This window comes from Halomonas sp. HL-93 (assembly GCF_900086985.1).
Lineage (GTDB): Bacteria > Pseudomonadota > Gammaproteobacteria > Pseudomonadales > Halomonadaceae > Vreelandella.
In genome coordinates, this window is the sequence record NZ_LT593974.1 from 1214717 (window position 1) to 1230834 (window position 16118).

The 16118-nt window shown below is 58.7% G+C and carries 13 protein-coding genes and 1 pseudogene; 8 read left to right on the plus strand and 6 right to left on the minus strand.

What is annotated here, in order from left to right:
* Positions 1-30: 30 nt before the first annotated feature.
* Positions 31-501: a GFA family protein gene (locus tag GA0071314_RS05470; protein ID WP_074395709.1), complete on the plus strand. Its 471-nt coding sequence runs from the start codon at positions 31-33 to the stop codon at positions 499-501.
* A 12-nt stretch (positions 502-513) separates the two neighbouring features.
* On the opposite strand, the gene GA0071314_RS05475 is transcribed toward GA0071314_RS05470, so the two are convergent.
* Positions 514-1239 (minus strand): CDP-alcohol phosphatidyltransferase family protein, encoded by a 726-nt coding sequence (locus GA0071314_RS05475; RefSeq protein ID WP_074395710.1) that lies wholly within the window; start codon positions 1237-1239, stop codon positions 514-516.
* 245 nt (positions 1240-1484) lie between these two features.
* Between GA0071314_RS05475 and GA0071314_RS05480 the strand changes: the two genes are divergently transcribed.
* The 4 genes and pseudogenes from GA0071314_RS05480 to GA0071314_RS19740 all read left to right on the plus strand — a co-directional run.
* On the plus strand, positions 1485-2480 hold the full coding sequence (locus GA0071314_RS05480; protein WP_074395711.1) for a zinc-dependent alcohol dehydrogenase: 996 nt from the start codon (positions 1485-1487) through the stop codon (positions 2478-2480).
* Positions 2481-2491: 11 nt separating this feature from the next.
* Positions 2492-2890 carry a 6-pyruvoyl trahydropterin synthase family protein gene (locus tag GA0071314_RS05485; RefSeq protein WP_074395712.1) on the plus strand — a complete coding sequence of 133 codons (399 nt, stop codon included), beginning with the start codon at positions 2492-2494 and terminating at the stop codon, positions 2888-2890.
* On the plus strand, positions 2887-4833 hold the full coding sequence (locus GA0071314_RS05490; protein ID WP_074395713.1) for a glycosyltransferase: 1947 nt from the start codon (positions 2887-2889) through the stop codon (positions 4831-4833). The genes GA0071314_RS05485 and GA0071314_RS05490 overlap by 4 nt, the downstream gene beginning before the upstream one ends.
* 4 nt (positions 4834-4837) lie before the next feature.
* Positions 4838-5719: pseudogene (locus tag GA0071314_RS19740) on the plus strand (lysylphosphatidylglycerol synthase transmembrane domain-containing protein); the annotation flags it as partial.
* A gap of 48 nt (positions 5720-5767) precedes the next feature.
* Here the strand turns inward: GA0071314_RS19740 and GA0071314_RS19620 are convergent.
* A complete protein-coding gene (locus tag GA0071314_RS19620; RefSeq protein ID WP_331710478.1) occupies positions 5768-6655 on the minus strand; it encodes a RibD family protein in 888 nt (295 codons plus the stop codon).
* A 25-nt stretch (positions 6656-6680) separates the two neighbouring features.
* On the opposite strand from GA0071314_RS19620, the gene ribA reads away from it, so the two are divergent.
* Positions 6681-7781: a GTP cyclohydrolase II RibA gene (gene ribA, locus GA0071314_RS05505; protein ID WP_074395714.1), complete on the plus strand. Its 1101-nt coding sequence runs from the start codon at positions 6681-6683 to the stop codon at positions 7779-7781.
* A gap of 64 nt (positions 7782-7845) precedes the next feature.
* Here ribA and GA0071314_RS05510 read toward each other — a convergent pair whose 3' ends face one another.
* The 4 genes from GA0071314_RS05510 to GA0071314_RS05525 are packed head-to-tail and all read right to left on the minus strand — an operon-like array spanning position 7846 to position 12930.
* Positions 7846-8622 (minus strand): creatininase family protein, encoded by a 777-nt coding sequence (locus GA0071314_RS05510; RefSeq protein ID WP_074395715.1) that lies wholly within the window; start codon positions 8620-8622, stop codon positions 7846-7848.
* A gap of 12 nt (positions 8623-8634) precedes the next feature.
* On the minus strand, positions 8635-9417 hold the full coding sequence (locus tag GA0071314_RS05515; RefSeq protein ID WP_074395716.1) for an FkbM family methyltransferase: 783 nt from the start codon (positions 9415-9417) through the stop codon (positions 8635-8637).
* Complete coding sequence (gene mdoH, locus GA0071314_RS05520) at positions 9417-11405, minus strand: glucans biosynthesis glucosyltransferase MdoH (RefSeq protein WP_074395717.1); 1989 nt, start codon at positions 11403-11405, stop codon at positions 9417-9419. The genes GA0071314_RS05515 and mdoH overlap by 1 nt, the downstream gene beginning before the upstream one ends.
* Positions 11398-12930 (minus strand): glucan biosynthesis protein, encoded by a 1533-nt coding sequence (locus tag GA0071314_RS05525; protein ID WP_074395718.1) that lies wholly within the window; start codon positions 12928-12930, stop codon positions 11398-11400. Before GA0071314_RS05525 ends, mdoH begins: the two co-directional genes overlap by 8 nt.
* 181 nt (positions 12931-13111) lie before the next feature.
* Here GA0071314_RS05525 and GA0071314_RS05530 point away from each other — a divergent pair, with 181 nt between their 5' ends.
* Positions 13112-14710: an alkaline phosphatase gene (locus tag GA0071314_RS05530; RefSeq protein WP_074395719.1), complete on the plus strand. Its 1599-nt coding sequence runs from the start codon at positions 13112-13114 to the stop codon at positions 14708-14710.
* Complete coding sequence (locus tag GA0071314_RS05535) at positions 14707-16116, plus strand: mannose-1-phosphate guanylyltransferase/mannose-6-phosphate isomerase (RefSeq protein ID WP_074395720.1); 1410 nt, start codon at positions 14707-14709, stop codon at positions 16114-16116. Before GA0071314_RS05530 ends, GA0071314_RS05535 begins: the two co-directional genes overlap by 4 nt.
* The last annotated feature ends 2 nt before the right edge of the window (positions 16117-16118 follow it).

Consider the following 16118-nt stretch of genomic DNA (forward strand, 5'->3'; position numbering starts at 1 on the left):
GTTAATAACAGTCGCAAAGGAGGCGTTACGATGCTGCTAGAAGGGTCATGCCATTGCCAGGCCGTCACGTTCAGCGTGAAATCATCCCACCCTTTCCCTTTCAATCGCTGTTACTGCTCGGTATGCCGCAAAACAGCGGGCGGTGGTGGCTACGCGATCAATCTCAGCGGGGATATTAATACGCTCAGGATTAGCGGTAAGGAGCACATTGCTATCTACCAAGCCGTCATAGATGGGGAGCAAAGCACAGGGGAGAGGCATTTTTGCCAGCGGTGCGCCAGTGCCCTCTGGGTTTACGATCCCGAATGGCCTGAGCTTGTTCACCCTTTCGCCTCGGCGATTGATACACCATTACCCTCACCGCCAAAGCTTACCCATATGATGCTGGGCAGCAAGGCGGAATGGGTTGAGGTGAACGCGCAGATCCAGGACAAGTGCTTCTATGCTTACCCTGACGAAAGCCTAGCCGAATGGCATCAACGCCTGGGCTTGGAGCGATAACGCCAGTAGGCGCTATTTAGCGTGCGATTGACGGTACAACCACCACACATCGACCCCAAACGAGTAGATTAAAGACAGCAGCGCGCTTAACGCGAGCAGCCCTGCAACGAAGGGCGAAGTTAACGGCGTTAAGGCCAGCAGCAGCGCGGCTACCTGCCACACACACACGGCTTTGCGGCGGATGCTTACAAAAAGCGGTTGTGAGAGCCATGTGAATTGCCAGCCTGCAGCCACAAACAGGTACCGCATACCGCCAATTAGCAGCACCCACTCGCCTAACGAGTCAAGCCACAGCCCTACGCAGAGCAGCATGATCAGCAGGGCGTCCAGTTCCATATCAAAGCGCGCGCCGAATAATGAGTAGCTGTGCGTGCGACGCGCAACCCAACCATCAATGCCATCCAGAAGGAGGGCAAGCACGGCAATGGCCAGCCAGGACCATATCGAAGTGGCAAAGGCTTGGGAAGCGAGAGCGCCCGCCACCAGTGCGACCAGCACCGCTCGGGCCAACGTTATCCGATTTGCCCAGCCAAGCGACCCATAGGGCCAGTAAGTAATCACCAATCCACTGATTAGCCCATAACACAAAACGGCGATGACCCAATTGTACGGCCCAGAAATCAGTGAAGGTAATAGCCAGCCCGAAAGCCCCAGCGCAATACCGCCCAGAACTACTTCCATGGCTGTCTGACAGCGTTTGGCTGCTGAGATGGGTGGCGTGTTTGTGAAGGAATGCATGGCTTCTCCTGCCATTACGATCATCGCACTAATAAAATAATTCGATGCAAATATTTTTATATGTACCATTCTTGTAGAAGAAGGTAGGGTTGTCTAGTGGTGCCATGTCGAATATCCGTTTGTTTAACGCTACGCTAAAAAGGTCAGCCCAGTGAACACAATTCGAAGCCAGTCCGGTCTATCTGGCCCCGCTTTGCACAACGGCAGACTCCAGGAAAAGCGAGTGGCACAAGGAAGGGGTGCTGATGAGTGAAATCAACAATGCCACTGCATTTTGGGTGACTTACCCAGGCTGCGGTGAGCTGAGACAAGAAGCGTTGCCCGCTGCGGGCGAGGACGATGTTCTTGTACGTACGCTTTACAGCGGGATAAGCCGTGGCACCGAGTCACTGGTGTTTCATGCTCGCGTGCCGGAAAGCGAGTTCACCCGCATGCGGGCTCCCTTCCAGTCGGGCGACTTTCCTACGCCGGTCAAATACGGGTACGCCAATGTCGGCTATGTAACGCATGGGCCCCAGCATTTGATAGATCGGCGGGTGTTTTGTTTGTTTCCCCACCAAGACCAGTTCGTGGTGCCTGCTTCTGCCGTGACACGGCTTCCCGATGATGTGCCGCCTGAGCGCGCCGTACTGGCCGCCAATATGGAAACCGCGATTAATGGCGTTTGGGATGCAGAACCGGTACTAGGCGAGCGTATCAGCGTAATTGGTGCCGGTGTGGTTGGCGCGCTGGTGGCCTATTTATGCGCCCAGATACCAGGCGTCGAGGTGCAACTGGTAGATATTAATCCCTGCCGCGAAGCACTGGCGAAGCAACTGAACGTATCTTTTTGTCTGCCTGATGAGGCCAGTGCTGAACAGGACTGCGTCATTCACGCCAGCGGCCATCCAGATGGCCTGCGCCAAGCACTTAGCTTAGTAGGTAACGAAGGACGCATTATTGAAATGAGTTGGTTTGGCGAAGCCGAACTGGCGCTGCCGCTAGGCGGTGCTTTCCATTCCCAGCGACTTACTCTGCGCGCCAGCCAGGTGGGCCAACTGCCGCCTAAATTACGCCCGCGGTGGGATTACTCAAGGCGGCTGCGCTTAGCGCTGAATCTGCTGGTGGACGACCGCCTGGATGTGCTGATCAGCGGTGAAAGTGACTTTGCCAGCATGCCCGACCTGGCCCTACGGTTGTTTTCAGCCGGCAGCACTGAGCTGTGCCACCGGCTGCGTTATCCCCCCGTAACGTCAACATGACAGGAGTGTCTATGTACCGCTTATGTGTTCGTGATCACTTTATGATTGCCCACAGCTTCAAGGGCGAGGTCTTTGGCCCTGCCCAACGTACCCACGGCGCGACGTACGTGGTGGATGTGATCTTCCAGCGTCCCGAGTTGGACGACGATGGCTTGGTCATCGATATTGGCTTGGCGAGCGAGACTGTAAAAGCGGTGCTGGCGGGCTACAACTACCAGAACTTGGACGAAGTGAGCGAGCTTCAGGGTAAGAACACCACCACCGAGTTCATGGCCAAGGTGATTTTCGACCAGCTCGCCGCGGCGATTAACGCCGGTGAGATGGGCACGACGGCCCGTGGGTTGACCCGTCTGGAAGTCAAGCTGCATGAATCGCATGTGGCCTGGGCAAGCTACGAAGGCGCGCTATGAATCAGCGTTTCAGCTTGATTGTGGCCGGCGACCCTGACCAGCGTACCGGCGGCTACCTTTACGATGCCCATATCGTCGAGGCGCTGCGGGCTCAGCATTGGGCAATTGAGGTGATCGGCCTGGAAGGCACGTTCCCCGATGCCGACGAAAGCGCGGCCCGGGCACTTGAGCAAACGTTGGCAAACCAGCCTGATGGCGCCGCCGTGGTCATTGATGGATTGGCCATGGGAGCACTGCCCGACGTGGTAGCCCGCCACACCGAGCGCCTGGCCATCACTGCGCTGGTGCATCACCCGCTGGGCGATGAGTTGGGACTGAATACGGCTGACCAGCAGAGGCTACACCGCAACGAACTGCACGCGCTTGCTGCTGTACCGCGCATTATTGTGACCAGCCACTTTACCGCCCGCCGCTTGTCGGCGCTTGCCGATGACTACGCCATACCGCTAAGAGCCAACATCAGCGTCGTCGAACCCGGCGTTGAGCAGGCGCCGGTTAGCCCAGCCTGTGAAGCGGGTGAATCGTTGCGGCTGTTGTGTGTGGCCACCTTAACGCCTCGCAAAGGGCAGGATGTGTTGATTGAAGCGCTGGCGGGCCTTGACGCGAGCGGATGGCGCTGCGATTGCTACGGTGGCGCGCGGGATGCCGAGTTCACCCTGCGGCTGCAGTATTTGGTCGAGTTTCACGATCTTGAAGCGAATGTCACCCTGCATGGTGAATGCGACAGCGACACCCTCGAAGCGGCCTATCAGCGCGCCCATGCGCTGGTGCTACCTTCCTGGTACGAGGGTTACGGGATGGTGGTGACCGAAGCGCTGGCCCATGGCCTGCCGGTGATCACTACCACCGGCGGCGCGCTGCGCGATACCTTGCCTGCCGGTGCTGGCTTGAGTGTGGAGCCAGGCGACGTAGAGGCCCTGCAACACGCCATTGAGCAGTTCTGCAATGATGCACCGTTGCGCGCATCGCTGCGTCAAGGGGCCATTGAAGCCCGCCAAGCGCTTAATGACTGGCAGGATGCTGCCACGGCGTTTGCCGGTGCACTGACGTCAGCGCCTGTATCTATGGCCTCGGGTAGCGAGTTTGCAGCCTCGTGGCTGGCGTTGCGTGAACCCGTGGATCGTGCCGCGCGTTCCCAGCGTTTGGCCATGCTGGCCGGAGAGTGGCTAGCTGCTTGCCCCGGTCCTTATCGGCTGGTGGATCTTGGCTGTGGCCGGGGCAGTAATGTTCACTACCTGGCCCCCCGTCTACCTGGCCCGCAAACCTGGACCTTGATCGACCACGACGCGACATTGCTCAGCGAAGCCCGGGCGAGATTGATGACCCTGCGCGACGCAGACGGGCAGTCGATTGTCGCCGAAACCCAGGCGGCATCTTTCGCCCACCTCGATACGCAAGCGTTGAACGGTGCCCATCTGATCACTGCATCGGCGTTGCTCGATTTGGTATCTGAACGCTGGATCGACGCGTTGGTTGCCCACTGCGCGAGGCACCGCCAGGGACTCCTCATGGCGCTTAGCGTTAGCGGTGAATGGTGGTTTACCGATCGCCATCAGCGGCCTATTGCCGACGACGAAGACCGGTGGGTGCTTGAGTTATTTTGCGCTCACCAACAGCGCGACAAAGGCCTCGGTGAGGCACAGGGCGGCCACGCCCATGCAACACTGGCCGCTGCCTTTGAGGGCGTCAATTACCGCATTGAAGAAGCCAATACGCCATGGCAGCTATCCGTGGAAGATGCTGCTCATCGGCCACTGATGGCGTCATTGATTGACGGTTGGGCGACGGCAGCTAGCGAGCACGCGCCTGAGGCCGCTGTACGCATTGCCAACTGGGCCGTGCAGCGCTGTCATGCTGTCGCCAGCGGTGAACTGGGTATTTGGGTCGGCCACCGTGACCTGCTGGCTTTGCCCATGGAAGTTCAACCCCAGGGGCAGGGGTAACGCCATGGCGAATGCACAATGGTGGCGCTCCCCGTGGTTACGCCGCGTGGCCGTCAGCAGTTTGTTGCTGGGGGCGGTTGCGATGTGGGTCGAACCCCAGGCGATTTTTGCGCAGGTTCAGCAGTTGTCGCCAAGCTGGGTGCTGTTGGCGCTGTTGATTAGCGTGGGTCAGGTAGCTCTCAGCGCCTGGCGATGGCAACTGACGGCCAAATTAATACAGGTACCGATGCGCTTTGGTTACGCGCTGCGCGAATATTACCTCGCCTTGCTGGTTAATCAACTGTTGCCGGGGGGCGTATTGGGTGATGTGGGCCGTGCCCATCGGCATGCCGCCCAGTCAGCTTCCCGAGGGCGTGCATGGCGCGCAGTGATTATCGAACGTATCTCGGGGCAGTTGGCTTTAGCCTTGCTGACGTTGGTGGCGCTTGCGCTGTCGCCGCTGTGGCACGCGGCGTTGGGCTGGTCTGCATGGTTATCCATCGGCCTGGTGGCGCTGCTGGCAACAGGGCTTATAGCGGTCGCTTTGAGTCTGGCGTTTCTTAAGGGGGCGGTAACGTTACCCGGCTGGTGTCTGGACGTTGGAAGCGATATCCAGCGTGGACTATTAACGCCTGGCGTTTGGCCTATCCAACTGCTGTCCTCGCTGACGATTGTGGTCAGCTATGGGGTGGTGATGGTGTGTGCGGCGCGGGCAATTGGCGTTGAACTGCCAGTGCTGAGCCTGCTGGCACTGGCACCCGTGGTGCTGCTCGCTATGCTAGTGCCTGTTTCGGTTGCTGGCTGGGGCGTACGTGAAGGTGCGGCCGCGGGCGTGTGGGCCTGGGTGGGCTTGCCTGCTGCGCAGGGCGTAGCGGTATCGCTGGCCTACGGGGTGATCGTGCTGCTTGCCAGTTTGCCGGGCCTTTGGGTGGCCATTGGCCACCGTCAGTCTGCGCTACCTCCCGAAAGCGGCCGGGCGAAGCAGAACGTCGAAAAGGGTGTCTTCTCCGCAGCGGAAAGTTCGCAGGGCAGGGCGCAGCGCACTGTCCAGCGTTTCGATCGGGGTCATTTGCAAGCCGGGGCGGCCCGAGCCGATCAGCAGCGGGGCGACCAACAAATGCAGCCGGTCCACTACTCCCGCCTCGATAAACTGCGAGACCGTGATGCCACCGCCTTCGACCAGAATCCGGCGCAATTGGTGCGTGTCGAGCAGCTCAAGCACATCGCGGGGCACAAATTGGCCGCGGCGATCCAGCGGCAGCACACAACGCTCCACCGCATCGGGCGGGACAGGAAGGCAAGCGTCAGGTCCCACCACATGAAGCGTGGGCGCAAGGTCGCTTTGGAACAGTTGCCGACCCATCGGCACACGGCCACGCGGGTCCAGCACCACGCGCGTGGGGTGGGCACCGCTAACGTGACGCACGGTCAATTGCGGATTATCGGCGTCGGCGGTGCCGGCGCCGATAATCACCGCATCTGCCAGTGCCCGCAACCGGTGCAGATGCACCAGGCTAGCCCGACCATTGATGTAGTGGGAGTGGCCACTTTGGGTGGCGATCCGCCCATCCAGGCTTTGTCCCAGCTGTGCCACCACCCACGACGCTGTTGTCGCCAGGGGAGCCAGGCAGCTCACCAGTTCGTTGGCTTCATCGGATATCGTCTGCCCGTCATCCAGAGGGTACCCCGCCAGCAGTTGCTGCCAGATAGTGTCTGGGATGATGCAAGCGTGGGGGCTCACTCGATTCGTACGTTCCATGGAGTCGGGCATGACGCCTCCGTGTGGGATCAACCGTTGCATCATGCGTTGCACGGTGGCCCAGCGCAAGCGCCATCCGCCCATCGCGCCAGTCAGTCAGGAGACTTCTATGTATCACATTGAACGCGCCATTTTTGATATTAGACGAGGACTTCCCGTGGTGGTTAAAGCGGGTGAACAGCAACTGCTGGTTCAGGCGTTGGAGGGCGGTGAGTCAATTAACGAATTGGCACATTTGTCCGGTTCTCGTCCATCGCTAGTGTTAACGCGACATCGTTTAGAGGCCATAGGCGTATCTATCACCGCGGACGCCGCGCATCTACCCTTGGCTACCCATATCGACGAGCAGGCCCTACACGCGCTTGCGGTGGGACAGCTAAGTGAGGATGAAGCACCTGCCTGGTTGAGCGGCCTGCAGCCAGCCGGCATGGGTGAGCGGGGCGCGGTCGCATTGATGCGCCGGGCTCTGCTAATCCCTGCCGCGTTGATAGCCGTTGTCAGTGATAAGGCAGCAGCAGGCATCGCCCACCGGCTGGCAAAAGGCGAATTGCTCGCGGTAGACGCCCATGATGCTGAAACCTGCCTTGCCGGTGCACCGGGCATGCTAAAGCGCGTCAGCGAGGCCACTATTCCATTAGAAAACGCTGCTGAGAGCCGGTTTGTGTTATTTCGTGAGCCAGACGGGCTGCGTGAGCACGTCGCGGTGGTGATTGGACGTCCTGAGGAAAACACCGAGGCCGTGCCGTTACGTATGCACTCTGCGTGTTTAACCGGCGACCTGTTTGGCAGCCTGCGCTGCGACTGTGGCGAGCAGCTGCGCAATGCCGTTGCCGATATTGAGGCGATGGGGGGTGGCGTGCTGTTGTATCTGGCCCAGGAGGGGCGGGGGATTGGACTGGCTAACAAGCTTCGTGCATACACGTTGCAAGATGGCGGCTTGGATACGGTCGACGCCGATCAGGTACTGGGGTTTGGCGATGATGAGCGTGACTATGCCGTCGCGGTCGACATGCTGCGTGCCCTGGGTATTTCCCGCGTGCAGTTATTGACCAATAATCCATTGAAGATGCAGGCGCTCAGCGAGGGTGGGATTGAGGTAGTCGCTCGCCAGGCGCTGTATGGCCGTTTGACCGACCAGAACCATCGTTATCTCAATGCCAAAGCCACCCGGGCCGGGCACTTTTTGGAAGATGTATTAAGTAGTAAGTAGAAAGAAGGAAGAAGGAAGAAGGAAGAAGGAAGAAGGAAGAAGGAAGAAGCCTAAGTTGTCAGCGCTAAGCCTTTTTAAGTGGCGGCAGGCTGGCGGTTTCGGTCACCACTCTGGCCAACTGGCGGGCGTAATGGTCAACCAAACGCGCGCCTAGTTCGGCGGTTGCCTGGCGTGCATCACCCGCGACGCCTTGCGCGCTTAGATCTTCCGCTAGCCAGGCGAAGGCGGCGGCACCCTCGGGGGCTACCAACCCTTCGCCTTGATAAGCCACAGGCGAGGGGGCTTGGTAGCCGTCTAGTTGAACCAGCGTTGGCGCTAAGTGCAGCATCATGGCGGTTTCAAGCGCGCCGCCGTGCAAGCCGTTACGAAGTTCATCCGCGTCAATCGCATCGTCAAGCGGCGGCAAGCGGGTGTAAGTCGCTTTTACCACGCGCATGCCATGGCGGCGGCGCAGCGTCAGTGCAGCTAAGTCCATCACGGCTTTGTTACCGCCGTGGCTGTTAATTAACACCAGACGATGAATTCCTGTGCGGGCTAGGCTATCGCCGTAGGCCTCCAGAGTGGCGATGGCCAGCGGCGCGGGCAGGCTAAGCGTACCCGGGAAGCTTGCGTGCTCATCGCTGGCGCCCACGGCGATCGGCGGTAGGCAGAGTGCGTCAACACAAGGTGCTAGCTGTTCCAGCATGGCGCTTTGTAGGCCTTCACCGATGGTCAGATCTGTTGCCAAAGGAAGGTGGGTGCCGTGTTGTTCAATGGCGCCAAGCACCAACACCGCCACCGGGTCACGTTGGGCGAACTCGGCTAACTGCGATGCGGTGAGCATTTGCCAGTGGTGAATCATTGGTTAACGTGCCTATTGGGTAGTTAAGAGGTGCGGATGGTCGTCGCGGCAGGCGTAAAGATCGCCGGAAGGCAAAGCCTCGGCTCCGTCACTTAGCCACTGGATGATAGCCTGCGGTGTCTGCCACTCAGCCCAGCGGAAATGGCGTTGCTCTCCGGCCACCACATTGTAGCGATAATCGCCGAGGCGGCTTAACCGGTTAACGCAGGCGTGGGTTACCTCCAAGGCGCCTGCGACAAACTCCACCGAAAGTGCTGCCACCGGGCAGCTTAGCCCGGCCAGCACCTCGGCTTCAAAGCCTTCTACATCAATCTTGATAAAGCTGGGTTCGCCGTAGTCGCTGATTAGCTGATCCAAAGTAGTGACGGGCACGCGAAGCCGTTGTTCCCAGCGTACTTGGCTAAAGCCTGCGTTGCGTTGACCAATCTGCTCGCGCCAGTCAGTCGCCAGTGTCGAAAGCGTGGGGTTGCTTTGGCTAATGGCAATTTCAGCAAACCCCGCGGTGGGTCCTGCGGCCAGCGGTAGTAACGTGACATTTGACGTTTTTATCATGCGTTTGAACCACTTGGCGAGTGCCGGCTGTGGTTCAAGGGCGACGACCCGGGCTCCCAATGCATTGAACGCAGCGCTTCGGTCACCCAGGTGGGCCCCGATATCAAATGCGGGTTTGTTGCTAACAATGAAGGGTTGGTACAGCCGCTTCAACCCTCGCTGGCGCCCAGGTCGCCAGTAGATAAATAGCGATCGGGCAAGTCCGCCCGCATGCCGCAGCTGTTGCGGACACCAACGCTGCATTAATGAGGCTCCTTGAAGGTGGCCGAAGGGTTGGTGGCTGCTTGGCGATCAAATTGTTTGAACGACTGGCAGGGCATCTCACCTCTGTGCTCAGCAGGCGTGGGCACCAATGGGAAAGGATGCTGGGTTGTTGGGTCTAGCGGGTAAGGGTGGCTATTTTCCACCAGGGTTTCAAACGCCTCTAATAACGGTGGTTTTAACGTACTGCTGGGCGTTTTAAGTAGCCCCAGGCGATAGCGAACAACGCCCCCCCAGGTGCCGCTACTTGTGTATTTTACCAACGGGGCGGCACCCACTAACCCAAGCCAAGCGGGAGTTAGCCAGCCAAAAGCCGTTGGTGAAAAGACTACCATAATCCCCGCCCAGAGTAGCCCGCTCAGCGTCATCCAGCCGGTGTGCTGCCAGGTTTCCCGCCAGCTAAGCGAGCGCTCACCGCGTGGTTGGGTTTGCCACTCGATGGAGCGCCCCAGCAATACGTTGATGATGAAAAGACTGTGCCAAGCCATCATCAGCGGGGCGATTAAAGCAGCAAATACCATTTCAAGGCAGGTGCTCACGATCAAGCACAACCGGCCCCCAAAGGCGTGAGGCGCTTGCCATAAAGCCAGCCCCAGCCCGAGTAATTTAGGGGCCAGTAGCATGCCAAGAGTGATCGACAACAGCCCGAGCGACAGTGGCTGAGGTAGGGGATGGCCGGACACTTCACCCAATACATGATAGGTCACCAGCACACTGGTGCAGATCAGCAAGCCTAGCCACACCAGCGATGATAAGTAGGCGAAGGCGCCGTAAAAAAAGTGCAGCCGGCTAAGTGGGTGTAAGCCTGCTCCGCCCAACAGGCGCAAGTGCTGAAGGTTGCCTTGGAGCCAGCGGCGGTCGCGTTTGGCAAAATCGAGTAAATTACTCGGCATGGCTTCGAAGCTGTTGTGCGATGCGCTGACGTAGGGGTTATGACGCGAGACAGCGGTGGTCACCGTGGTGTCCAGCAACACCTGCCAGCCGCCGCGCTTAAGCAGTGCAGCCTCAACAAAATCATGGCTGAGCAGTTCACCGCCCATCGGTGGCTTGCCAGGTAGTGTTGGCAAGCCGGCGTGGTCCATAAAAGCGCGGGTGCGGATGATGGCATTATGCCCCCAGTAGTTGGCGGCATCGCCCTGCCAGAAACTTTGGCCAGCCGCCAGCATGGGGCTATATAGCGCTGAGGCAAACTGGGTAAAACGGCCAAATAGCGTCTTTTGGCCTACCGGGATCGGCACAGTTTGGATCATCCCAATACTTGGTTGGCGCTGCATGCGCTGGACCATTCGTAGCAGCGTGGCACCGCTCATCAAGCTGTCGGCGTCCAGCACGACCATAAAATCGTAACGCCGCCCCCAACGGCGGCAGAATTCCGCGATATTGCCCGCTTTTCGGCCGTTGTTGTTGGGACGCCGCCGGTAATGGATAGCGAGCTCGCCAGCAAAGCGACGTTGCAAAGCCGCTACGTGGGCTTCTTCCAGCTTCGCATGGTCAGTGTCCTGGGTATCGCTGAGAATAAAGACGTCAAAATGCTCGCTCAGCGGATTAGCCGCTTCCTGCTCGTCGTGATCATCAAGCGCATGTGCTAAAAGCGAGCGGCAGGTGGCTTCCAGCCCTGCAAAGGTGGGAATCGGCGGTTCGGCGTAAATCGGCATAACAAGCGCTGTGCGGCTGACCAGCAAGCGTGCATTGGGTATTTCTCGGCTGAGTCGGCGCAGGCTAAGGGGGTCGAGATTCAGTGCGCATACAACAAAGCCGCAGAGCGCCCCCCAAAATGCCAGCGCGATCCAGGTAAAAGTGAGCGCAAACAGCATGAGCATGGCGATCTGCCAACCCATGGCCAGGCTCAACGTTACCCGATACATGGCAATGCACCCCGCCACGCTTGAGACCAGTACCGCGATGGCTAAGAGCGCTCGACGTGTTTTCAGCCAGGGAATCGAGGGTATCAGGGCGCTTGTATCAGTCATCGGGATACCACACGTAATTCCAGGTTTCGCTAACGGGGGCGCCCTCCAGGGTCAGCCGTAGGCGAATATCGCTGGGTTGGTCGTCGGCGGGTAGCCGGAAGCTAGCGCGCCAGCCATTGTTTGGCAGCGGGGTGACCTGGGGCTGTTTTATCTCCCCTTGTTGGGTGCTGATGTCGAGCTCGACGGGACTCTCGGCGGCAATATCGTCAAGCTCGCCGCCCTGGAAATCGACAATAAATTGACGCTCGCCCTCGCGAGACGGTTCTGCTTGACCCGGCACCTCCGCGCGTCCGTGGCGGGTGCGTACCACGCGGCCCAGCGTATGGCTTTCCGGTTGTGTATTGAGCGTATGGGTTTGGTAGTGCAAGCGACGTGATTCACCAGCCTCCAACGGGGCGTCGGCGACCCAGTATGCGACAATATTGTCGTGGGTCTCGTCAGGCGCGGGAATCTCCACCAGTTCAACGTGGCCTTGGCCCCAGTCTTCAAGTGGCTTTACCCATTGGCTGGGGCGACGGTGATACTGCGCTTCGGTGTCCAGGTAACGGTTGAAATCGCGTTCGCGCTGCATCAGCCCAAACCCCTTGGGGTTATCGTCAGTAAAGGACGAAATACGCACGCTTTCGGGGTTATTTAGCGGCCGCCAAATCCACTCGCCGGTTCCCGTTTGTATCAGCAGCCCATCAGAGTCGTGAACTTGAGGGCGGAAGTCATCGGGACGTTCGCGACTGGCTTCGCCGAAGGTGAACATGCTGGTAAGGGGCGCGAGGCCCAATTTGCCGACATCTTCGCGGGCGAATAACTCTGCTTCGACCTCTACCTGAGTATTATCGCCGGGCTTAATCACAAAGCGATAAGCGCCGCTCAGCGACGGGCTATCCATCAGCGCGAGTAATTCTAATTGCTCGGCGTCAGCCTCGGGTTTGTATAGCCAAAATTCACGGAAAGCAGGAAACTCTTCTCCGTCAGCTGAAGCGGTATCGATAGCTAATCCCCGGGTCGATAAGCCGTATGCCTGATCGCGTCCTACCAGCCGGAAATAGCTTGCGCCGAGAAACACCGCAAATTCGTCGGCGTAGTCGTCGCTGTTAAGTGGGTAGTGCAGACGGAACCCAGCATGACCACTGCCTGTTAGGTCATCGTCAAGCAATGCACGGGCATCGTCATCGTAGGAAAAGTCATCTGTCGAGAAGCGTAACGGCGACACCTCGTCGTTCTCAATCACGTTGAGTCGAACCGGCGCCTGGAACAAAAAACCGCTGTGAAATAATTGCAGATTGAAAGGGCTCTCGTCACGCCAGTATGCGTGCGATGGATCAAAGCGAATCTGTCGGTAGGTATCGTAGTCGATCTCGCGGAGCGCAGCAGGCAAATCTTCTTCAGGCGGCTGATAGGGGGTATCGGCCAACTCTCGTGCCTTGTCTAACACGGTTTGGTAATGAGTGTGTTGATCCGCCATCGCTGGCAGCGTGGTCAGCGCGCTAGTAATAATGACGAGCAACGTTCCTTTCGCTATTTGTTGCATCACAATGATGTCCTTTCAGTTGCTGGTCTAATCGCTATCTTCTACCACTTCGTGCAATTTTTAAACAATAGTTATACATTTGGCTAGTAAAGTACATGCTGAGTGTATTTACCAGCACCGCCGTTCTCGTGCGACGATATGGCACTCCTTCACTCTGTTGGCAACGGATGGCAAGCCTGCAATGCGTCGATTATGGATAGGGGCGTTAGCGCTCAATATAGGCTTGGTGGCGCCGCTGTGGTGGCGCTACGGCGACATCCAGGCAAATGTGATCGCCTGGGAGGCCTGGTGGGTCATGCCGATGATGCTGCTGGTGCCCAGAGGGCGCTTCAGCCTTGGGCTGGGCGTTGCACTGGCAAGTTGGCTCATCCTGGCCACGTTGATCAACCTCGGAGACGCTGCTACTTACACCGCCTTTGGTCGACCGCTAAATCTCTATCTCGATACGCCGCTGCTGGGCTCCGTTTATGACTTGCTTGTTGGTAATGTAGGCCAAGTTTGGGCGATTTGCGCAATGTTAGTGGCGGTTATGCTGCTAGCGGGGCTTGCGGTCGGTGTGATCAAGTTGCTGCGCCCGAGAGCGGGTTACCCGCTAACCCTGGGAACGAAGCGAGTAGCGCTTGCAATGCTGGTGTGCGCGAGCCTAGGCATAGGACTTGAGCTTGGCGGTAAGCGTGTCATCGTGCACGCGAGCCTACCGGCGGTGAAGGCCACTCACGACCAGGCGCAACAATTATGGGCCACCCATCAGGCGAAACAAGCATTCACACGCACGCTTGCAGCATCTCCCATTGAGCAGCGTTCGCTAAGCGGCTTGGCGGGGCGCCGGGTGCTGATGACGTTTATCGAATCCTACGGTGTATCGGCGTTGGCAGATGATCGTTATCGCCCGGCGGTGGCCCCGACGCTTGACGAGATTGAGCAACGCCTAGCAGGACGCGATATTGCAGTGGTATCTGGGCTGCTCAAATCGCCGATTCGTGGCGGACAATCCTGGCTTGCCCATGCCACTGCGTTAAGTGGTTATACCATCGACAATCAGCTGTGGTACCAACTGATGCTGGACAGCGAGGCAACCACGCTAGTGGACGATTTTAGTGCCACTGGGCAGCGCACCCTGGCGGTGATGCCCGCCATCACCCAAGCGTGGCCGGAAGGCGCGGCCTATGGATTTGACGAGCTAGTAGTGGAGAAAGACATCGACTACGCCGGGCCCATGTTGAACTGGGTGACCATGCCCGACCAGTTCACTCTGGACTATACTCAGCGCGAACTGCTGGATGAATCGCCGGTCTTTGCTCAACTGGCGCTGATCTCAAGCCATGCGCCTTGGACGCCGATTTTGCCGGTATTGGACGATTGGTCGACCATTGGCGACGGGGCGATTTTCGCCCCATGGGAGGAGGCAGGCGACCCGCCGGAAGTGTTATGGCAGGACATCGAGCGTATCCGCGAGCACTACGCCTGGTCGATCGACTACTCGATTAAAACGGTGGGACGCTGGGCTGAACGTGTAGCGGATGATAATACGTTGCTCATAGTACTTGGCGACCATCAGCCGGCCCCAATGATTACTGGCGACGATGCTAGCGGCGCGGTACCGGTGCACATCATCAGCGGCGACCCCGATTTGCTCGCCCCGTTTCAAGCCAGAGGATTTGTTTCGGGCATGTGGCCCGCGTCTGAAAGCGAAGCGCCCGCCGCCGAGTTAAGCCAACTGCGGCGCTGGCTCCACGCTGATTTTGCCTCTGACACTAACAACTCAAGGACGGCGCCATGATCCAGCCGGTGATTCTTAGCGGTGGCAGCGGAACCCGCTTATGGCCGCTTTCGCGGGAGCAAATGCCCAAGCAGTTTTTGCGCTTAACCTCTCCCCAAAGCCTATTGCAGCAAACCTTGGCGCGGCTGGATGGGATCAATGCATTGCCAGCGATGGTCATTGGCCATCATCGCCACCGCTTTCTTATGGCCGAGCAGCTACGTGAAATAGATGCGGCCGCACGCCTTATACTTGAACCCGAAGGGCGTAATACTGCGCCGGCGATTGCCTGTGCCGCGCTGCTGGCGTGCCAGTCCGGTGATGATCCATTATTGTTGGTGCTCCCCGCGGACCATGTGATTGGCGATGTGGCGGCGTTTCAGCACAGTGTCGACAAAGCGGTGCCGTTGGCTGAGCAGGGGTATCTGGTGACGTTTGGCGTTGTGCCGACACACCCGGAAACGGGCTACGGCTACATTGCTAGTGGTGAACCGCTAGGCGGTGGCTATCACCTGAAGGCGTTTATCGAGAAACCCGATGCCGAACGTGCCGCCCAACTGGTTAAAAACGGCGACACGCTGTGGAATAGCGGTATGTTTTTGCTGCGTGCTTCCACCTATTTAGCCGAGTTGCAGCGGCTTCAGCCGGCCATGGGCGACGCCTGCGCAAGGGCGGTCAGTGGCGCGCATCGCGACCTTGATTTCCTGCGCCTGGGGGAAGACGCATTTTGTCAGTGCCCGGCGGATTCGATTGACTATGCAGTGATGGAGCACTGCCAGCACGCCGCTGTAGTGCCGCTTGCGGCTCAGTGGAGCGATATTGGTAGCTTTGATGCGCTGCGCGCAGCGGCTACGCCGGATGCTAACGGCAATGTAAGTCACGGCGATGTGTGGCTGACCGAGACCCAGGATTCACTGGTGATGGCCGAAAGTCGCTTGGTGGCCACGCTGGGGATCAAGGATCTGGTGGTGGTGGAAACCGCGGATAGCGTGTTAGTAGCCCACCGCGATCAGGCGCAACAGGTCAAACACCTGGTGGCCAGCCTTGGCCAGGCAGGGCGGCGCGAAGTGGATGAAGCGCCGAGGGTGCATCGGCCGTGGGGAAGCTTTCAAGCGATGGACGCAGGGGCGCGCTATCAGGTCAAGCGCATTACCGTTAAGCCCGGCGGTCGGCTTTCGCTGCAGCGCCACCACCACCGGGCCGAGCATTGGGTGGTGGTTAGCGGGACTGCGCGAGTCACGGTGGAGGAGCGCTGCTATCTGGTCAGTGAAAACCAGTCGACGTACATTCCCATTGGCGCACTGCACCGGCTGGAAAACCCCGGCAAGATCCCCCTTGAGCTGATTGAAGTCCAGTCGGGCACTTACCTGGGCGAAGACGATATCGAACGCTTTGATGATGCCTATGAGCGCAACAGTGATGAGTAACG